Raw genomic sequence first — 17,148 nt, 5'->3', positions numbered from 1 at the left:
CGGCCGGCGGCCCGCCCGGCCGGGCCCCGGGTCCGTCCTCGGCCGGTCCCGTGCCGGGGCGCCGGGCATAGGGTGGGGCGCACCACCCCGGACCCCGGTGGCGTCCCGTCCCGTTCCCGTCCCTGCCGCACTCGCCAGGCTCCCGTTCCCGGAGACGTCCCATGTCCGACGACGCCACAGACGCCACGCCCCTGATCCACCGGCGCACCGACGGGTCCAGCACCCTGGTGACGCTCGGCGGCGCCGTGGACGCGCTCACCGCACCCGGGGTGTCCGCCGCCCTGGACGCGCTGACCGGCGCCGGCCGCCCGGACATCGTGGTGGACCTGCGGCCGGTTGAGTTCATCGACTGCAGCGGCCTGTCGGCGCTGGTGCGCGCCCGGCGCCGCGCCGAGGAACGCTCCGGGCGGGTACGGCTGGTGTGCCGGGACGAGTTCACGCTGCGCACGCTGCGGGCCACCCGGCTGACCCGGTGCTTCACCATCCTGCGCGACTGGCCGGAGCCCCCCGGCTGACGCGCGCGCCCGCCCGCGCGCCCCCAACACGCCCTAGCCCGGCCGCGTTCAGGTGTTCTAGCCTGACCGAGCGGCCCTGGACCCCGGTCGCCGGAAGTGCCTCCTACGCCTCCAGGACGTGGTCCGGCCATGGCCAAGCTCGCGGCCTCCTCACGACTGTCCCTGTCCGATCCGCGCAGATCCGCACTCGACGTCTCCTGGACCTTCTCCCTGCGGCGCGCCCCCGGCGGCGAGGCCCTGGCCGCCCGGATGAGCGGTGCGGCGCTGGAGACCCTGGCGTACGGGCCCGCCGCGCAGCGGGTGGCCGAGGCGGTCGCGGTCGCCTGCGGCTACGTCGTCGCGTACGGGCAGGCGCCCCGGTTCCGCGTCACCCTGGGCGTGGACGGCGGCCGTTGTGCGGTGTGCGTGACCGACACCGGTTACGGCCGGCCGCCCGGCGGGTCCGCGCAGGGGCCGGCGGAGCCGCCGTCCCCGGACGAGACCACCCGGCTGTGCCGGACGCTGACCGGCACCGGCACGGGCGGGCCGCTGGACGGGGTGCAGGTGCACCACACGGCCGACGGCGCGGTGCTGGTGCGCTTCCGCGCCCGGCTGCCCGAACCGGGCGGTCCGGGGCGCGCCCACCGTCTCTCCCCTGACGCGCCGGACCACTCCCGCGGTCCCGGCGCCCGAGGGTGAGGAGCGCCCGGCCGGCGGCTCCGGGAGGAGCGGACCGCGGGCCGGGCGCTGTGACCCCTCGTGGGGTGCGGGAGGCGTGGAGGTGCCGTCAGACCGCCGGGGTGAGCCGCACGGTCCGCCCCTCGCGGGCCGAGACGGCGGCCGCCTCGATGACCGCGAGCGCGTCGGCGGCCTCGCGGGCGGTGACCGGCGGGGCGGTGCCGTCGCGCAGGGCGGCGGCGACGGCCGCGTAGTACGCGGGGTAGTCGCCGGGCACGGTCGGCACGGGGCGCACGTCGTCGCCCGCGCCCAGCACGCCCCATTCGGCCTCCGGTTCGGTGCCCCACACTGCGCCGGGCGCCGGGCGGGCGCCGTCGCGCAGTTCCGCCTCCTGCGGGTCCAGACCGTGCTTGACGTAGCCGGCGGCGCTGCCGAGCACCCGGAAGCGGGGGCCGAGCTGCGCGGTGGTGGCGCTCATCCACAGGTGGGAGCGGACGCCCCCGGCGTGGGTGACGGCCACGAAGGCGTCGTCGTCGACCTGGGCGCCGGGGCGGCGCACGTCGAGCTCGGCGTAGACGGAGACGGCGGGGCCGAAGAGGGTGAGCGCCTGGTCGACGAGGTGGCTGCCGAGGTCGTAGAGCAGACCGCCGACCTCGGCGGGGTCGCCGGACTCGCGCCAGCCGCCCTTCAGGCTCGGCCGCCACCGCTCGAAGCGGGACTCGAAGCGCCACACGTCGCCCAGCTCGCCGCGCTCCAGCAGCCCGCGCAGGGTGAGGAAGTCGTTGTCCCAGCGGCGGTTCTGGAAGACCGAGAGCAGCAGGCCCCGCTCGTCGGCGAGGTCCGCGAGGGCGTGCGCCTCGGCCGCGGAGCCGGCGACCGGCTTGTCGACGACGACCGCGAGCCCGGCCTCCAGGGCGGCGGTCGCCAGCGGGACGTGGGTCCTGTTCGGCGAGGCCACGACGATCAGGTCGAGCTCGCCGGCCCGCTTCCACAGCTCGTCCGGGGTGCCGGCCAGGCGGACGTCCGGGTACTCGGTGCGGGCCTGCGCCTGGCGCTCCGGGTTGCTGGTGACGACGGTGTCCAGGACGAGGCCGTCGGTGGTGGCGAGCAGCGGGGCGTGGAAGACCGAGCCGGCCAGACCGTAGCCGACCAGCCCGACGCGAAGAGGTGCGGGAGACATGCGACCACTTAAGCAACGCTGTTGCCAAAGTGCAAGGGAAGCCGACAATGGGGAACGTGAACAGGGGAATCTCCGGGGCCAACCTGCCCGCGCTGCGCAGCCACAACGCCGCCCTCGTGCTGGGCCTGCTGCGGACGGCGACGGCCGGCGGGGGCACGGGCATCAGCCGTCTGGAACTGGCCGAGCGCACCGGGCTCACCCCGCAGGCGGTCAGCAAGATCACCGCGCGGCTGCGGGCCGACGGACTGGTCGACGAGGCGGGACGGGGCGCCCCCACCGGCGGCAAGCCGCGCACCCTGCTGCGCCTGGCGCGCCGGGCCCGCTACGCCGCCGGGGTGCACCTGGACCGCGACGAACTGACCGTGGTGCTCGCCGACCTCGCGGGCGGCGTGGTGGACGCCAGGACCGTCCCGCTGGACCTCGGCCGCCCGGCCGGGGAGGTGCTGGAGGCCGTGGCGGACCTGGTCCGGGAGACCGTCGGCGCGACGCCCGGCGCGGACGGGGCGGTGCTCGGCGCCGGACTCGCCTGCCCGGGCCCGCTCGACCACACCGCGGGGGTGCTGCACCGCGTCACGGGCCTGCCGGGGTGGGAGGGCTACCCGCTGCGCGACGCGCTGGCCGCGCACCTCGGGCTGCCGGTCGTGCTGGACAAGGACACCAACGCCGCCGCGCTCGCCGTGCTCCCGCCCGGCGCCGGGGGCGAGGACGTCGGAGAGGGCGGAGACGACGGGCCGGGGCCGGGCGCAACGGGCGCCGGGGACTCGTTCGGCTACCTGCACCTGGGCACCGGGCTCGGCGCGGGCCTCGTGCTGGACGGCACCCTGCACCGCGGTGCCCGCACCGGCGCGGGCGAGTTCGGCCACCAGGCGGTCGCCCTGGACGGGCCCGAGTGCGCCTGCGGCAACCGGGGCTGCCTGGAGGCGCTGTGCCTGGCCGCCGTCGGCCGCGGCGACACCGCCGGGGCCGCGCGGCTGCTCGGCGTCGGCGCCGCCAACCTGGTCTCGCTGCTGGACATCGACCGGGTCGTGCTCGGCGGCCGTACGGTGCTGGCGGACCCCGGGCTGTTCGCGCGCGAGGTGGCCGCCGCCATGGACCCGCGCACCCTGCGGGCGGCCGGCCGTACGGTGCCGGTCACCGTCGCGCCGGCGGGCCGGCGGGTGGTCGCCGAGGGGGCCGCGCTGCTGGCGCTGGCGCCGCTCTTCGGCCAGACGGCGGTGGGCTAGCCGCCCGTACGGGTACGGCGGGCGGGCCCGCGCCGCGTCGTGCGGTGATATCAGCGGATGACCGTGAGAGCTTCGCTGCCCATGAGGTGGTGCAGCGCTCTGGCCGTCGCGGCGGCCGCGGTCGTGGCGGCGGCCCCCCGGACACCCGTGGAGCCCTTCCCGGTCGACGCCCGGCTGCTGGACGGCCCGCCGGTCTACACGGCGGGGGCCGGACCCCGCGAGTTCCGGGTGGAACTGGAGAACACCTCGCGCGGGCCGCTGCGCGACGTCCACCCGGTCCTCGTCTTCGTCGACCGCGGACGGAAACTGACGGCCGGGCAGATCCGCCTGGAGTACCGGAAGGCGACGTCCGTCGCGGGGGCCGGGAACACCGCCCGGGACCGCACGTGGCGGCCGGTGGCCGTCGAGCACACGGACAACGACGAGAACATCGCCGTGCTGGGCGGCGCGCACGGGCCGGGCACCACGCTCCCCCCGCGCCGGAAGGTGGCGATCGCGCTGCGGCTGCGCTTCACCGCGGACACACCCGCCGGGCCGGTCACCGCGTCGGCCACGATCATGGAGCGGCGCGGCCAGGACGGCGACTGGGTCGGGGAGTCCACCGGCTACGAATTCGACGTCGTACCGTCCCGGCACGCCCCGGCCGGGCCGCAGTCCCCGCGCCCCGGCCGGACCGGCGAGGAGGGGCGGCCCGACGGCGGTGAGGACGGGGACGGCGGCGGGGGCACCGGCGCCGGACCGGGCGAGACGCCGGGCGCGCGGCCCGGCGGTTCCCCGGCACCGGATCCCTCCACGGGCGGCGGGCCGGGCGGCGGGCCCGGGACCGGGCAGGAGCCCTCCGCGGGCGCCGCGCCGGGCACCGGACCGGACACCGGACCCGGGGCGCACCCGGGGACGGGCAAGGGCGGCGGGACCGTCCCGGAACTCGCCGCCACCGGCGACCCGCACCGGGCGCCCGCGCTGATGCTCACGGGCGCCGGGGTGCTCATGGTCATGGGCGGTGCGGCCCTGAGGTTCAGCCGCCGAGGGTGAACCAGGTGCTGCGGGACTTCTGCCACTCGGGGTGGCTGAGGTCCTTGGCCTCCTTGCCGTCCCCGTACAGGTCGGCGGCGCCGTTGTCGGTCATCAGCTGCGCCCGGGCGCCGGCCACGGTGAGGTCCGGGACGTCCACGACGGCCTCCCAGGCGCCCGGGTCGGAGGTGGGCAGGTCGAGCAGCTTCACGGGGGCGCTGCCGGCGTTGCCGTCCCAGGAGTACAGGGCGTACGGGTCGCTGTTGTCGTCGGCGGCCCAGGAGCCGGCCAGGATCAGGTACTGCCCGGCGGCGTTGCGGCGGATGTCGCGGACGCTGAGGCCGCCGAGGTCGAGGGTGACCGGGGTGCCGAAGGTGGCGTGGACGGAGGTGTTGGGCTTGCCGCCGACCAGCTTGTCGAGGTTGGTGACCGGCACCAGCAGGGCCTTGCCGCCGGAGGCCGGGGGCACCAGCGGCGCGCGGAAGCCGATGTACGCGGTGCTGGTGGAGCCGGGCGCGAACTCCATGCCCTCGGCGTTGAAGCCGTCGATGGCCTTGGGTATCTCGCCGGAGGCGGCGCCCGAGGCGAAGCCGTAGCGGTTGCCGTTCGCCTTGTCCCAGGCGATCAGGTCGGCGCGCAGGCCCTCGTAGTAGCCGGAGACGGCCAGCTGGGTGTCGGCGCCGCTGCCGGTGACGGTGGTGGCGAAGAGCGTGGAGCGGTCGGCCTTGACCTCGCCGTCCTTGTTGTTGCCCATGGAGCCGGTCCAGTAGATGGTGTTGCCCGCCCGCGTGCCGGCCTCGATGTCGATCTCGGAGGAGGCGCCGGCCTTGGAGCCGATGTCCCAGGTGCGCACCGGGGCGCCGGAGCCGTCGCGCCGGTACAGCCGCAGCACGTTGCTCTCGTCGTCGGCGACGACCATGTAGCCGCCGCCGACGTCCACGGCGGCGGAGGCGTCGCTGGAGCCGGTGGTGTAGCGGGTGTCGGCGGCGCGGGTGACGGCGGCGGAGGCGGCGAAGTGCAGGGTCTTGGTGGCGGTCTTGCCGCCGAGGCCGGTCACCTTGACCGTCAGGTCGGCGTAGCCGCGGGCCCGGGGGGCGACCGTGAGGGTGCGGGTGCCGGCGGTGCCGGTGACGGTCACGTCGCCGGTGCCGGCGACCGAGGTCTTGGTGCTGGCGGAGGCGGCGACGGTGAGCGCCGAGGCGTCCGCGCCGCTCTGCGCGACGGTGACCGTGACGGACGGGTCGGCGGTGGCGCCGACCGCGCCCGAGAGGTAGGAGGCGGACAGGGAGATCGTCGGGGTGCCGTACGAGGCGGCGCCCGCCGGGGTGCCGAGGAGCGGCACCATCGTGGCGGCGAGCACGGTGGCGACCGCGCCGGGGACGAGGGTGGCCGTGCGGGAGCGGGACAGCATCGGTGGACGCCCTTCCAAGATCGCTGCGGAAATGCGGGGAGAGACTGCTCCGCGGCCCCCAACTCCCGCCGCCCGCCGGATGATCATCAGGTGAACGTCTCGCGGCGCGGCGGCGCCCCGCGGCCCGGACGCCGCCGGGCCGCCGCCCGCGCGCGGCCGGGCACCCACGCCCGTCTGCGAGGATCGACAGGTGAACGACACCCAGGCGGGCGCGCCGACCCGGGCCGGCATCCCCGAGCACGGCCGGCTCCCCAAGTACTTCGTCGTCAAGACGCGGCTGGAGGAGCTGCTCGGCGAACTCGGCGAGGACGTGCCGCTGCCGACCGAGCGCGAGCTCGCCGCCCGCTTCGGCGTGGCGCGTGAGACCGTGCGGCAGGCGCTGCGCGAACTGCTGATCCAGGGCCGGCTGCGGCGTCGCGGGCGTGCCACGGTGGTCGCGGGGCCCAAGCTCGAGCAGCCGCTGTCGCTGGCCAGCTACACCGAGGGCGTGCGCCGCCAGGGCCGGGTGCCGGGCCGCAACCTGACCGCGCTCGACCGGATCGCGGCGGACGAGGTGCTGGCCGGCCAACTGGGCATCGCCACGGGCGACACGGTGTGGCACATGGAGCGCGTGCTGCTCGCCGACGAGGAGCGGGTGGGCCTGGAGAGCACCTACGTCGCGGTGGTGCGGGTGCCGCGGCTGGACGCGGACTTCGACCCGGACTCCTCCTTCTACGCGTACCTGCGCGAGCGCGCGGGCGTGGAGTTCGGCGACGCGGACGAGCGGATCGAGACGGTGCTCGCCACCCCGCGCGAGGCGCTGCTGATCGGCACGCCGCCCGCGCTGCCGATGCTGCTGCTGCACCGGCACAGCCGGGACACCGAGGGCGCGCCTTTGGAGCGGGTGCGGTCGCTGTACCGCGGCGACCGCTTCAGCTTCACGACCCACCTGTCCCGTACGTAGGCGTACGCCCCCTTCGGCACCCCCGGACCGCCCCTTCCCTGACCCCCGAACGGTCACGGAAAGATAACGGGTCTAGTCCAAGATTGCGGGTCCGTTCACAACCGGTTCAGCGAGCGGACGTGGCCGCGTCCGACGGCGAGCCGACCGTGGTCGTCATGAGAGTCCTGATCGTGGGCGCCGGAGCACTCGGCACCCTCCACGCCTGGCACGCCGTCACGCGCGGCCACGAGGTCGTCCACCTGGAACGGGAGACCGAGGCCCGCGGCGCCTCCGTCCGCAACTTCGGACTGGTCTGGGTCTCCGGCCGGGCCTCCGGCGCCGAACTGGAGACGGCGCAGCGCGCCCGCGAGCTGTGGCAGCGCATCGGCGAGCAGGTGCCCGGCGTCGGCTTCCGCGCCAACGGCTCGCTGACCGTCGTACGCACCGAGGCCGAACGCGCCGTCGCCGAGCAGGCCCTGGCCTCGGCCGACGCCGCCGCGCGCGGCATGAAGTGGCTCGACGCCGACGAGGTCCGGCACCGCAACCCGGCGCTGCGCGGCGAGTTCACCGGCGCCCTGCTGTGCGAACGGGACGCCGCCGTCGAGTCACGCGTCGCGCTGCCCGCGCTGCGCGCGCACCTGGCCGCCACCGGCCGCTACACCTTCCTGCCCGGCCGCGAGGTCCGCGACGTCACCACCGGAACCGTCCGCGACGACCACGGCGACACCCACCACGGCGACACCGTCGTGCTGGCCACCGGCGCCCACCTGACCGGACTCGTCCGCGAACTGGCGGGCCCCGGACTGCCGGTGCGCCGGGTCCGCCTGCAGATGGCCCAGACCGACCCGCTGGACGAGCCGCTGACCACCTCGGTCGCCGACGCCGACAGCTTTCGCTACTACCCCGCCTACGCCGGCACCACGCTCGACGCCCTGCGCGCCGGGCAGCCCCAGCCGCCGGTCGCCGCCCATCACCGCATGCAACTGCTCATGGTGCAGCGCCTCGACGGTGGGCTGACCATCGGCGACACCCACGAGTACGACGAGCCCTTCGCCTTCGACGTCACCGAGGACCCCTACGACCACCTCACCGCCACCGCGGAAGCACTGCTCGGCCGCCCCCTGCCACGCGTGCGCCGCCGCTGGGCCGGGGTGTACGCGCAGTGCACCGACCCGTCCCTGGTGGTGCACCGCAGCCGCGTCGCCGACGGCGTGTGGCTGGTCACCGGACCCGGTGGCCGCGGCATGACCTGCTCCCCCGCCATCGGCGAGGACACCGCCAACGAGATCGGCTGGTAACGACAATGACCGACCGCACTTCCCCCACGCTCGTCGTCCTCGACATGGCCGGCACCACCGTCGCCGACGACGGCCTGGTCGAGCGGGCCTTCGTCCGGGCCGCCGAACGCCTGGGCGCCGAACCCGACCTGGACTACGTCCGCCGCACCATGGGCGAGTCCAAGATCTCCGTCTTCCGCGCCCTGTTCGGCACCGAGGAGCGGGCGCAGCGCGCCAACACCGAGTTCGAAGCCGCCTACGCCGACCTCGTGGACTCCGGCGCCTGCGCGCCGCTGCCCGGCGCGGCCGAGGCCATCGCCGCGCTGCGCGAGCAGGGCCGCACCGTGGTGCTGACCACCGGCTTCTCCCGCACCACCCAGGACGCGATCCTGGCCGCCCTGGGCTGGCAGGACATCGCCGACCTCACCCTGAGCCCGGCCGACGCCGGCGGCCGTGGCCGCCCCTACCCGGACATGGTGCTCACCGCGCTGCTGCGCACCCGCGCCGCCGACTCCGTCCGGGACATCGCGGTGGCCGGGGACACGGCGTACGACATGCTCTCCGGCGTCCGCGCCGGCGCGCCCGTCGTGGCGGGCGTGCTGACCGGCGCCCACGACGGGACGGCGCTGCGCGAGGCGGGCGCCACCCACGTCCTGGACTCCGTCGCCGCGCTTCCCGCCCTGCTGGCGAAGGTCTGAGATGGGCATACGGTTCGAGGACGTGACGGTGGCCTACGGCCGCACCACCGTCCTGGACTCCTTCGACCTCACCGTGGAGCCCGGCGAGGTGATGGCCCTGCTCGGCCCCTCCGGCTCGGGCAAGACCACCGCGCTGCGCGCCGTCGCCGGGTTCGTCACCCCGGCCCGCGGGCGGGTGTGGATCGACGGCCGCGACGTGACCAAGCTGCCGCCGTACCGGCGCGGCATCGGCATGGTCGTGCAGAGCTACGCCCTCTTCCCGCACCTGCGCGTCGACAAGAACGTCGGCTTCGGGCTGCGGGCGCAGGGGGTGCCGCGCGCCGAGACCGCCGAGCGGGTCGAGCAGGCCCTGGCACTGACCGGCATGGGCGAGTTCGCGCGGCGCTACCCGCGCGAGCTGTCCGGCGGCCAGCAGCAGCGGGTCGCCATCGCCCGCGCCCTGGCCGTACGCCCCCGGGTGCTGCTGCTCGACGAGCCGCTGTCCGCGCTCGACGCGAAGCTGCGCTCGGGGATGCTGGCCGAACTGGCGCGCCTGCACCGCGAACTGCCCGACGTCTCCATGCTGTACGTCACCCACGACCAGATCGAGGCGCTGACCCTGGCCGACCGCATCGCGGTGATGGACCGGGCCCGGCTGAGGGACGTCGGCACCCCGCAGGAGCTGTACCGGCGCCCGCGCACCGAGTTCACCGCGTCCTTCGTCGGCAACGCCAACCTGCTGCCGGTCACCGTCGGCAAGAACGGCGAAGTCCGCTTCGCCGGTCACGACCTGCTCGCCCCCACCGGCGACGCGGCCCCTGGCGCCGAGGCCACGCTGTGCGTGCGCCCGCACGCCGTGGCCCTGGGCGACGGGCCCAACCCGCTGCCCGGCACCGTCACCGGCATCCAGTGGCGCGGCGCCACCCACCGCCTGCTGGTGGAGACCGCGGGCCACCAGGTGATGGCCGACGTCAGCGAACTGCGCGACCCGCCCGCCCCCGGCGACGCCGTCACCGTGCACTTCGCGCCCGACGACGCCGTCCTGCTGCCCGCCGGCACCGGGGGCGGTGACCGCGATGGCTGAGGCACGCCCCTGGGCGCCCCGCCTGCTGTGGGCGGGGGTGCCGGTCGCGCTGCTCGCGGCGGGGTTCCTCTACCCCCTGGTGCTGCTGGTGTGGCAGTCGGTGTCCCCCGACACCGGCGGGCACTCCTTCGCCGTGTACGGCGACGTCTTCGGCTCCGAGGTCTTCCGGCGGGCGCTGGGCAACACCGTGTGGATCGCGGCCGCCTCGACGGCCGGCTGCCTGGTGCTGGGCTTCGTCCTCGCCCTGGTGATCGCCTTCGTGCCGTTCCCCGGTGCCCGCGCGGTCGCCCGGTTCGTCGACGTCTTCCTGTCCTTCCCGTCCTTCCTGATCACGCTGGCGCTGGTCTTCGTGTACGGGTCGGCGGGCATGGCCAACGGGCTGTGGACGGACGCCACCGGCGCCGCCGAGGGGCCGTTCGCCTTCCTGACCACGCCGTGGGGCGTGATCCTCGCCGAAGTCACGTACTTCACGCCCTTCGTCATGCGCCCCCTGCTGGCCGCCTTCGGGCAGCTGGACCCCGCGCAGATCGAGGCCGCGTCCTCGCTGGGCGCCCGCGCCCCGCGCATCGTGCGGCAGGTGATCCTCCCCGACGCGCTGCCGGCGCTGGCGGCCGGCGGGAGCCTGGTGCTGGTGATGTGCCTGAACGAGTTCGGCATCGTGCTCTTCACCGGCGCCAAGGGCGTCACCACGCTGCCGATGCTCGTCTACACCAAGGCGATCCTGGAGTCCGACTACCCCGCGGCCTGTGTCGTCGCCACCGTCAACGTCGCCGTCTCGCTGACGCTGTACGGCCTCTACCGGGCGGTGAGCCGACGTGCTGGTGCATAGCCGCGGCGGCCGCCGGGCCGTGTGGGCGCTGTTCGCCCTGCTCTTCCTGCCGCTGTTCGCGCTGCCGCTGCTGGTGCTGGTGGCCGCGTCCTTCGCGGGCCACTGGAGCGGCGCGCTGCCGTCCGGCCCGACCCTGGACCACTACGACGCCGCCGTGCGCGGCGAGTCGCTGCAGGCCCTGACCACCAGCCTGGCCACCGCGGCCGCCGCCAGCGCCCTGGCGCTGACCGCGGGCACCTGGGCCGCGCTGTCCGCGCACGCGCTGGGCCGCCGGGCCCGGCGGGTGATGGACCTGCTGTTCATGCTGCCGGTCGCGGTGCCGTCGGTGGTCGCCGGGCTCGCGCTGCTGGTCGCCTTCAGCAGGCCGCCCGTGCTGCTCAACGGCACCCGGACGATCGTGATCCTGGCCCACACCGTCCTGGTGACGGCCTTCGCGTACCAGTCCGTGACGGCGGCGCTGGGCCGTCTCGACCCCGCCTACGAACAGGCCGCGGCCAGCCTCGGCGCCCGTCCCTGGTACGTGCTGTGGCGGGTCCGCCTGCCGCTGCTGCTGCCCTCCCTGGGGGCGGCGGCCGGGCTCTGCTTCGCCCTGTCCATGGGCGAGTTGAGCGCCACGATGATGCTCTACCCACCCGACTGGCTGCCCCTGCCGGTCCTCGTCTTCAGCGCCACCGACCGCGGCTCGCCGTTCACCGGCTCCGCCCTCGCGGTGGTCCTCATGGGCACGACGCTGCTCGTCCTGCTCGCCCTCTCCCGCATCCGCACCAAGGCCTCCTACCGATGACCCCCAAGGAGATCAGTCCCGCCATGTCCTCCGTGCCCCGCGTCACCCGCGTCTCACGCGTCTCCCGTCGCGCCCTGCGCGCCCCGATCGCCGTCCTCGCCTCCTCCCTGGTCCTCGGCGGCGCCCTCACCGCCTGCGGCGGCGACTCCTCCGCCGCGGACGCCAAGGAGGTCACCGTCTACAGCGCCGACGGCCTCAAGGGCGAGAACGGCGACGGCTGGTACGACCAGGTCTTCAAGGACTTCGAGAAGCAGACCGGCATCAAGGTCCGCTACGTCGAGGGCGGCTCCGGCGAGGTCGTGCAGCGCGCCGTCCGCGAGAAGTCCCACACCCAGGCCGACGTCCTGGTCACCCTGCCGCCCTTCATCCAGCAGGCCGACGCCAAGGGCCTGCTGGAGAAGTACGCCCCGAAGGGCGCCGACAAGGTCGCGGCCGCCGACAAGTCCACCGACGGCACCTGGACCTCGGTCGTCAACAACTACTTCGGCTTCGTCTACAACAAACAGCAGCTGAAGACCGCCCCCACCACCTGGGACGAGCTGCTGGACGCGACGTACAAGGACAAGCTCCAGTACTCCACGCCGGGCGTCGCCGGCGACGGCACCGCGGTCGTCATCAAGGCGATGCACGACTTCGGCGGCAAGGACCAGGCCATGGAGTACCTCAAGAAGCTCCAGGCCAACAACGTCGGCCCGTCCTCCTCCACCGGCAAACTGGCGCCGAAGGTCGACAAGGGCGAGATCCTGGTCGCCAACGGCGACGTCCAGATGAACTTCGCCCAGGCCAGGTCGATGCCGAACCTCGGCATCTGGTTCCCGGCCGCCCGGGGCGGCAAGCCCACCACCTTCGCGCTGCCGTACGCCGGCGGCCTGGTCAAGGGCGCCCCGCACGCGGAGAACGGCAGGAAGCTGCTGGACTTCATGCTCGGCGAGCAGGCCCAGAAGCAGGTCAGCTCCATCGGCGGCGGCTTCGCCGCGCGCTCCGACGTCAAGGCCGACGACGCCAACGCCACGGCGCTCGCCGGGATCCTCCAGGGCGTCGAGGTCTTCCAGCCGGACTGGGCGGACATCGACACCAACCTCGACACCTACGTCCAGGCCTGGCAGGAGGCCACCGGCAGCTGACGCGTGCCCGGCGACGGTGCGCCCCCGGCCGGGACCGGCCGGGGGCGCACCGTCGTCAGGGCCGGGTCAGACCAGGTCGACGAGGTCCGCGATGGAGTCCACGACGGTGGTCGGCCGGTACGGGAAGCGGTCGATGTCGCCCGCCTTGGTCAGGCCGGTCAGCACCAGGAAGGTCTGCATCCCGGCCTCCAGGCCCGCCAGCACGTCGGTGTCCATGCGGTCGCCGATCATCGCGGAGGTCTCGGAGTGCGCGCCGATGGTGTTGAGGCCGGTGCGCATCATCAGCGGGTTCGGCTTGCCCACGAAGTAGGGGTCCTTCCCCGTCGCCTTCGTGATCAAGGCGGCCACCGAGCCGGTCGCGGGCAGCGCCCCCTCGGGCGAGGGCCCGGTGTTGTCGGGGTTGGTGGCGATGAACCGGGAGCCGGCGTTGATCAGCCGGATGGCCTTGGTGAGGGCCTCGAAGGAGTAGGTGCGCGTCTCGCCCAGGATCACGAAGTCCGGCTCATGGTCGGTCAGCACGTAGCCCGCGTCGTGCAGGGCGGTGGTGAGGCCGGCCTCGCCGATCACGTACGCCGTCCCGCCGGGGTGCTGGTCGTCCAGGAAACGGGCGGTGGCCAGCGCCGAGGTCCAGATGTTCTCGGCCGGCACGTCCAGGCCGATGCGGCTGAGCCGGGCCGCCAGGTCGCGGGGGGTGTAGATGGAGTTGTTCGTCAGGACGAGGAACGGGCGGCCCGAGTCCCGCAGCCGCTTGATAAAGGCGTCCGCGCCGGGCACCGGGATGCCCTCGTGCATGAGGACGCCGTCCATGTCGGTGAGCCAGGATTCGATGGGCTTGCGCGCTGTCATGGCTGCGGACTCTAGTCCGGCCGGGTGACCTGTGCACATGCGCCCGGTGTCCGCCCCGCGTTCCCCGGTCCGGGCGACCTCCCGACCCGTCCGGAGCACCACCGCATGCGGGGGCCCGCGAGGGAAGGGACCTTCGAAACACCGGGGCCGACCAATCCGACGACATGAGCCCGGGTGAGTGGAGGTCGTGATCATGGGCTCTGTCATGGGAGCCGCCCGCGTTCCCCTGTGCGCCGCCGCAGCGGCGACGCTGATCGTGTTCTGCGGTCCCGCCGCCCTGGCCGACGACGGGCCGGACGACTCCAGCGGGTCCAGCTTCCGGTTCGGCGGGGGCGGCGGAGGCGGTGACGGGGACGACGACGGCGGAAGCAGCAGCAACCCCCTCCTGCAGTTCTTCAACAACGACAACAACGACAACAACGACGACCGCCAGGACAACGGCCGGCAGAACGGCGACAGCGGCAACAGCAACAACCGCGACGACGATGACGACGACGGGGGCAGCGGGCGCGACAGCAGCGGCCGCGACAACAGCAACGACAACGACCGCCAGGACTCCGGCCGCGACAACGGCAACGACAACGGCTCCGGGCGGGACGACTCCGGACGCGACGGCAACGACGGCGAGGACGACGGCCCCGGCAACGGCAACGGCACGGACAACAACGGCGGGACCGGCGGCACCGGAGGCGTCGGCGGGATCGGCGGCACGGGTGGCGTCGGAGGCGTCGGGGGTGTCGGAGGCGTCGCCGTCCCGGTGCGGATCACCCCGGGCACGGTCGGCCCCGGCGGTGACGTGGACGTCCGCACCGACCAGTGCGACCGCGCCAAGACCGGCACCGTCAGTTCCTCCGCGTTCGTCACCCCGGTCACGCTCGCCCCGGCGAGCGACGGCGGCATGTACGCCTCCGCGGTGGTCCGTTCCGGACTGACCCCGGGCTCCTACCGGGTGGCCATCACCTGCGACGGCGCGTCCCACGAGGGAACGCTGGAGGTCACCGAGGCCGCCTCCGGCTTCCCGTCCGCGCCCGTCCCCGCGGGCGGCGGCGCCATGGCGAACCACCAGGCCGCCGCGGAGCAGCAGCCGGCGGGCGTCCCCGGCATCGTGGCCGCCGGCGTGCTGGCCGTGGCAGGGGCGGCGGGGCTGGTCGTGCACCGCCGCCGCACCCGGGACTGACCGGTGCAGGGACGTACCGTCGCGGCCCTCGCCGCCGCCGTGGTGCTCGGCGCGGCGTGGCTGAAGGGATACGTCGACCCCGGCCTGCCCGGCTTCGGGGTGGGCGCGCCCGCGCCCGCCGCGACCGCGCAGGCCGGGGCCGCGGGGCGGCCCGCCCAGGTCTACGCGGCGCACACACCGCTGCCCCCGGCACGCCCGCTGCGGATCGACATCCGCTCGGCCGGCATCCACGCCAAGCTGGTGGAGCGGGGGCTCACCGCCGACGGCGCGGTGGACCCGCCGCCGTTCAGCACACCGGACGTGGCGGGCTGGTACGGGCGCGGCCCCGCCCCGGGTGACGCGGGGGCGGCGCTGATCGTCGGGCACGTCGACACCCGCAGCAAGGCGGCGGTCTTCTACGCCCTGAGCACGGTCACGCAGGGCGACCTGGTGGAGGTCACCCGCTCGGACGGCTCGGTCGCCGAGTTCGCCGTCGAGGGCGTGGAGATCGTCGACAAGGCGGGCTTCCGCCCCGACCGGGTGTACGGCTCCGGGGTCCGCCCCGAGCTGCGGCTGATCACCTGCGGCGGCACCTTCGACCACGCCACCCAGACCTACTCGGCGAACGTCGTGGTGTACGCGGCGCTGACCGGCTCGCACACCCGGGCGTGACCCCCCGGGACCGACGGGACGTCAGACCCCCAGGTCCCTGATGAGCTTGGCCACGTGGCCGGTGGCCTTGACGTTGTACCAGGCGTGCTCGACCTTGCCCTGCTCGTCGACGACGACCGTGGAACGGATCACCCCGGTCACCACCTTGCCGTACAGCTTCTTCTCGCCGAAGGCGCCGTACGCGGTCAGCACCGACTTGTCGGGGTCGGCGAGCAGGGTGACCTTCAGGGACTCCTTCTCGCGGAACTTGGCGAGCTTCTCGGGCTTGTCGGGGGAGATCCCGATCACGTCGTAGCCGGCGCCCGCGAGCACCTCGAGGTTGTCGGTGAAGTCACAGGCCTGCTTGGTGCAGCCGGGCGTGAGGGCCGCCGGGTAGAAGTAGACGATGACCTTGCGGCCCGCGTGTGCGGCGAGGGAGACCTCGTTGCCGTCGGCGTCGGGAAGGGTGAAGGCGGTGGCGGTGTCGCCGGGCTGGAGGCGCTCGCTCATGGTGCAGTTCTCCGGTTCGGGGTGCCGACGGGCATCGGCACGGACGGACTGACAGACTGTCTGCACGGTACCGGTCGACAAGGACGACGGAGGCGGAGCAGTGTCGGATGGCAGGAGCCCTGCTCAGATCGAGGCGGACATCGCCCTCAAGCGGCAGGCGCTGGCCGCGACGCTGGACGAGATCGCGGTGCGGGTGCACCCCAGCACGATCGCGGCGGACACCAAGGCGAAGGTCGCCTCGGCGGTGGACCGCACCGCGGGACGCGCGTACGTGGCGGTGAACCGCGGCGTGACCGAACTGCGGGGGCACTTCGTGGCGGAGGACGGCGCGCCCCGCGTGGAGCGCATCGTGCCGGTCGCGGTGGCGGCGGTGGCGCTGGTCGCGGTGGTGGCCGGTCTCTCACTGCGCCGGCGTCGCCGGTAACGTCGTACCTGTGAGTTCGCAGACGCATGACAAGCTCCCCATCCGCATGCTGCACGACCGCGTGCTGGTGCGGTCCGACGTCCCCGAGGGCGAGCGGCGCTCCGGCGGCGGCATCCTGATCCCCGCCACGGCGGCCGTCGGCAAGCGCCTGGCCTGGGCCGAGGTGGTCGCGGTGGGACAGAACGTACGGACCGTGGAGGTCGGTGACCGGGTGCTCTTCGACCCGGAGGACCGGGCCGAGGTCGAGGTGCGCGGTACGGCGTACGTGCTGATGCGGGAGCGGGACCTGCACGCGGTGGCGGCGGAGCGGCTGCAGGGCTCGGAGGACTCCACCGGCCTCTACCTCTGACTTTGCTATCGTCGGGTCCGTACCCTGACGAGACGCGCCGTACCAGGGCCCATGCAAAGACGACGCACCCCCTGACCCCTCGAGGATCGTGGAGGTGCCCGTCATGGCATGGGTCCTGTTGTGTCTCGCCGGCCTGCTGGAGGTCGGCTGGTCGGTCGGCATGAAGTACACCGACGGCTTCACGAGGCTGTGGCCCAGCGTCGGCACCGGGCTCGGCATCGTCGCGAGCATGCTGCTGCTGTCGTACGCGGCCAGGACGCTCCCGATCGGCACCGCCTACGGGGTGTGGGTCGGGATCGGCGCGGCGGGCGCGGCGGTGCTCGGCATCGTGGTGCTGGACGAGCCGGCGACCGCCGCCCGGATCTTCTTCATCTGCCTGCTGCTGGTGTCCGTGGTCGGCCTGAAGGCGACCTCGGGGCACTGAACGGCGCCGCGGCGCACGCCCTGGTGCGGAGACGAGTTCGGCCATGGCTGGGGCCCCTTCTTCGTAGGGGGTGGCCCCCGGCGGAAGTTACGCG

Annotated in this window: 20 protein-coding genes; 16 read left to right on the top strand and 4 right to left on the bottom strand. The window is 74.5% G+C overall.

What is annotated here, in order from left to right; all coding sequences use genetic code 11:
* The first annotated feature begins 161 nt into the window (after positions 1-161).
* Both ABZ479_RS11640 and ABZ479_RS11635 read left to right on the top strand, forming a co-directional pair.
* Complete coding sequence (locus ABZ479_RS11640; protein ID WP_500461425.1) at positions 162-515, top strand: STAS domain-containing protein; 354 nt, start codon at positions 162-164, stop codon at positions 513-515.
* Between the two features lie 129 nt (positions 516-644).
* Entirely contained in the window at positions 645-1,193 is a 549-nt protein-coding gene (locus tag ABZ479_RS11635; protein WP_500461424.1) for an ATP-binding protein, read from the top strand.
* 88 nt (positions 1,194-1,281) lie between these two features.
* On the opposite strand, the gene ABZ479_RS11630 is transcribed toward ABZ479_RS11635, so the two are convergent.
* On the bottom strand, positions 1,282-2,352 hold the full coding sequence (locus ABZ479_RS11630; protein ID WP_500461423.1) for a Gfo/Idh/MocA family oxidoreductase: 1,071 nt from the start codon (positions 2,350-2,352) through the stop codon (positions 1,282-1,284).
* A gap of 47 nt (positions 2,353-2,399) precedes the next feature.
* Here ABZ479_RS11630 and ABZ479_RS11625 point away from each other — a divergent pair, with 47 nt between their 5' ends.
* A complete protein-coding gene (locus ABZ479_RS11625; protein ID WP_500461422.1) occupies positions 2,400-3,575 on the top strand; it encodes an ROK family transcriptional regulator in 1,176 nt (391 codons plus the stop codon).
* A gap of 81 nt (positions 3,576-3,656) precedes the next feature.
* A complete protein-coding gene (locus ABZ479_RS11620; protein ID WP_500461421.1) occupies positions 3,657-4,607 on the top strand; it encodes a hypothetical protein in 951 nt (316 codons plus the stop codon).
* On the opposite strand, the gene ABZ479_RS11615 is transcribed toward ABZ479_RS11620, so the two are convergent.
* A complete protein-coding gene (locus tag ABZ479_RS11615; RefSeq protein WP_500461420.1) occupies positions 4,591-5,997 on the bottom strand; it encodes a hypothetical protein in 1,407 nt (468 codons plus the stop codon). The genes ABZ479_RS11620 and ABZ479_RS11615 overlap by 17 nt on opposite strands.
* Positions 5,998-6,187: 190 nt before the next feature.
* Between ABZ479_RS11615 and ABZ479_RS11610 the strand changes: the two genes are divergently transcribed.
* From ABZ479_RS11610 to ABZ479_RS11580, 7 genes are all read left to right on the top strand, one after another.
* On the top strand, positions 6,188-6,940 hold the full coding sequence (locus ABZ479_RS11610; protein WP_500461419.1) for a GntR family transcriptional regulator: 753 nt from the start codon (positions 6,188-6,190) through the stop codon (positions 6,938-6,940).
* Positions 6,941-7,095: 155 nt separating this feature from the next.
* Positions 7,096-8,217, top strand: a complete 1,122-nt coding sequence (locus tag ABZ479_RS11605) for a TIGR03364 family FAD-dependent oxidoreductase (protein ID WP_500461418.1) — start codon at positions 7,096-7,098, stop codon at positions 8,215-8,217.
* A 5-nt stretch (positions 8,218-8,222) separates the two neighbouring features.
* Positions 8,223-8,894 (top strand): phosphonatase-like hydrolase, encoded by a 672-nt coding sequence (locus tag ABZ479_RS11600; RefSeq protein WP_500461417.1) that lies wholly within the window; start codon positions 8,223-8,225, stop codon positions 8,892-8,894.
* Position 8,895: 1 nt separating this feature from the next.
* On the top strand, positions 8,896-9,957 hold the full coding sequence (locus ABZ479_RS11595; protein ID WP_500461416.1) for an ABC transporter ATP-binding protein: 1,062 nt from the start codon (positions 8,896-8,898) through the stop codon (positions 9,955-9,957).
* On the top strand, positions 9,950-10,786 hold the full coding sequence (locus ABZ479_RS11590) for a 2-aminoethylphosphonate ABC transporter permease subunit (RefSeq protein WP_500461415.1): 837 nt from the start codon (positions 9,950-9,952) through the stop codon (positions 10,784-10,786). The genes ABZ479_RS11595 and ABZ479_RS11590 overlap by 8 nt, the downstream gene beginning before the upstream one ends.
* Entirely contained in the window at positions 10,773-11,570 is a 798-nt protein-coding gene (locus ABZ479_RS11585; protein WP_500461414.1) for an ABC transporter permease subunit, read from the top strand. The genes ABZ479_RS11590 and ABZ479_RS11585 overlap by 14 nt, the downstream gene beginning before the upstream one ends.
* A gap of 23 nt (positions 11,571-11,593) precedes the next feature.
* Positions 11,594-12,694, top strand: a complete 1,101-nt coding sequence (locus ABZ479_RS11580; RefSeq protein WP_500461413.1) for a 2-aminoethylphosphonate ABC transporter substrate-binding protein — start codon at positions 11,594-11,596, stop codon at positions 12,692-12,694.
* Positions 12,695-12,760: 66 nt separating this feature from the next.
* Here ABZ479_RS11580 and ABZ479_RS11575 read toward each other — a convergent pair whose 3' ends face one another.
* Entirely contained in the window at positions 12,761-13,540 is a 780-nt protein-coding gene (locus tag ABZ479_RS11575; protein ID WP_499512058.1) for an HAD-IIA family hydrolase, read from the bottom strand.
* 193 nt (positions 13,541-13,733) lie between these two features.
* On the opposite strand from ABZ479_RS11575, the gene ABZ479_RS11570 reads away from it, so the two are divergent.
* Complete coding sequence (locus tag ABZ479_RS11570; protein ID WP_500461412.1) at positions 13,734-14,717, top strand: hypothetical protein; 984 nt, start codon at positions 13,734-13,736, stop codon at positions 14,715-14,717.
* Positions 14,718-14,720: 3 nt separating this feature from the next.
* Complete coding sequence (locus ABZ479_RS11565) at positions 14,721-15,368, top strand: class F sortase (RefSeq protein ID WP_499599233.1); 648 nt, start codon at positions 14,721-14,723, stop codon at positions 15,366-15,368.
* 21 nt (positions 15,369-15,389) lie between these two features.
* On the opposite strand, the gene bcp is transcribed toward ABZ479_RS11565, so the two are convergent.
* Entirely contained in the window at positions 15,390-15,857 is a 468-nt protein-coding gene (gene bcp, locus ABZ479_RS11560; protein WP_500461411.1) for a thioredoxin-dependent thiol peroxidase, read from the bottom strand.
* A gap of 100 nt (positions 15,858-15,957) precedes the next feature.
* On the opposite strand from bcp, the gene ABZ479_RS11555 reads away from it, so the two are divergent.
* The 3 genes from ABZ479_RS11555 to ABZ479_RS11545 all read left to right on the top strand — a co-directional run bounded on the left by ABZ479_RS11555 (position 15,958) and on the right by ABZ479_RS11545 (position 17,054).
* Positions 15,958-16,281 carry a DUF3618 domain-containing protein gene (locus ABZ479_RS11555; RefSeq protein ID WP_499599236.1) on the top strand — a complete coding sequence of 108 codons (324 nt, stop codon included), beginning with the start codon at positions 15,958-15,960 and terminating at the stop codon, positions 16,279-16,281.
* Positions 16,282-16,291: 10 nt separating this feature from the next.
* The gene (locus tag ABZ479_RS11550) at positions 16,292-16,630 is read left to right on the top strand and encodes a co-chaperone GroES (RefSeq protein WP_319139263.1); all 339 of its coding nucleotides are present in this window, start codon (positions 16,292-16,294) and stop codon (positions 16,628-16,630) included.
* A gap of 103 nt (positions 16,631-16,733) precedes the next feature.
* On the top strand, positions 16,734-17,054 hold the full coding sequence (locus tag ABZ479_RS11545) for a DMT family transporter (RefSeq protein ID WP_499599238.1): 321 nt from the start codon (positions 16,734-16,736) through the stop codon (positions 17,052-17,054).
* Positions 17,055-17,148 lie beyond the last annotated feature (94 nt).

The sequence above is a fragment of the Streptomyces sp. NPDC005722 genome (assembly GCF_040630935.1).
In the GTDB taxonomy this organism is placed as follows: domain Bacteria; phylum Actinomycetota; class Actinomycetes; order Streptomycetales; family Streptomycetaceae; genus Actinacidiphila.
Note: the sequence above shows the minus strand (reverse complement) of the source record. Positions and strands in the feature narration are given on the sequence as shown.

Excerpts from the sequence above, each read along its gene's own strand:
- ABZ479_RS11640 (WP_500461425.1), top strand. The coding sequence starts at position 162 with ATGTCCGACGACGCCACAGACGCCACGCCCCTGATCCACCGGCGCACC.
- ABZ479_RS11635 (WP_500461424.1), top strand. The coding sequence starts at position 645 with ATGGCCAAGCTCGCGGCCTCCTCACGACTGTCCCTGTCCGATCCGCGC.
- ABZ479_RS11630 (WP_500461423.1), bottom strand. The coding sequence starts at position 2,352 with ATGTCTCCCGCACCTCTTCGCGTCGGGCTGGTCGGCTACGGTCTGGCC.
- ABZ479_RS11625 (WP_500461422.1), top strand. The coding sequence starts at position 2,400 with ATGGGGAACGTGAACAGGGGAATCTCCGGGGCCAACCTGCCCGCGCTG.
- ABZ479_RS11620 (WP_500461421.1), top strand. The coding sequence starts at position 3,657 with ATGAGGTGGTGCAGCGCTCTGGCCGTCGCGGCGGCCGCGGTCGTGGCG.
- ABZ479_RS11615 (WP_500461420.1), bottom strand. The coding sequence starts at position 5,997 with ATGCTGTCCCGCTCCCGCACGGCCACCCTCGTCCCCGGCGCGGTCGCC.
- ABZ479_RS11605 (WP_500461418.1), top strand. The coding sequence starts at position 7,096 with ATGAGAGTCCTGATCGTGGGCGCCGGAGCACTCGGCACCCTCCACGCC.
- ABZ479_RS11600 (WP_500461417.1), top strand. The coding sequence starts at position 8,223 with ATGACCGACCGCACTTCCCCCACGCTCGTCGTCCTCGACATGGCCGGC.
- ABZ479_RS11595 (WP_500461416.1), top strand. The coding sequence starts at position 8,896 with ATGGGCATACGGTTCGAGGACGTGACGGTGGCCTACGGCCGCACCACC.
- ABZ479_RS11590 (WP_500461415.1), top strand. The coding sequence starts at position 9,950 with ATGGCTGAGGCACGCCCCTGGGCGCCCCGCCTGCTGTGGGCGGGGGTG.
- ABZ479_RS11580 (WP_500461413.1), top strand. The coding sequence starts at position 11,594 with ATGTCCTCCGTGCCCCGCGTCACCCGCGTCTCACGCGTCTCCCGTCGC.
- ABZ479_RS11575 (WP_499512058.1), bottom strand. The coding sequence starts at position 13,540 with ATGACAGCGCGCAAGCCCATCGAATCCTGGCTCACCGACATGGACGGC.
- ABZ479_RS11570 (WP_500461412.1), top strand. The coding sequence starts at position 13,734 with ATGGGCTCTGTCATGGGAGCCGCCCGCGTTCCCCTGTGCGCCGCCGCA.
- bcp (WP_500461411.1), bottom strand. The coding sequence starts at position 15,857 with ATGAGCGAGCGCCTCCAGCCCGGCGACACCGCCACCGCCTTCACCCTT.
- ABZ479_RS11545 (WP_499599238.1), top strand. The coding sequence starts at position 16,734 with ATGGCATGGGTCCTGTTGTGTCTCGCCGGCCTGCTGGAGGTCGGCTGG.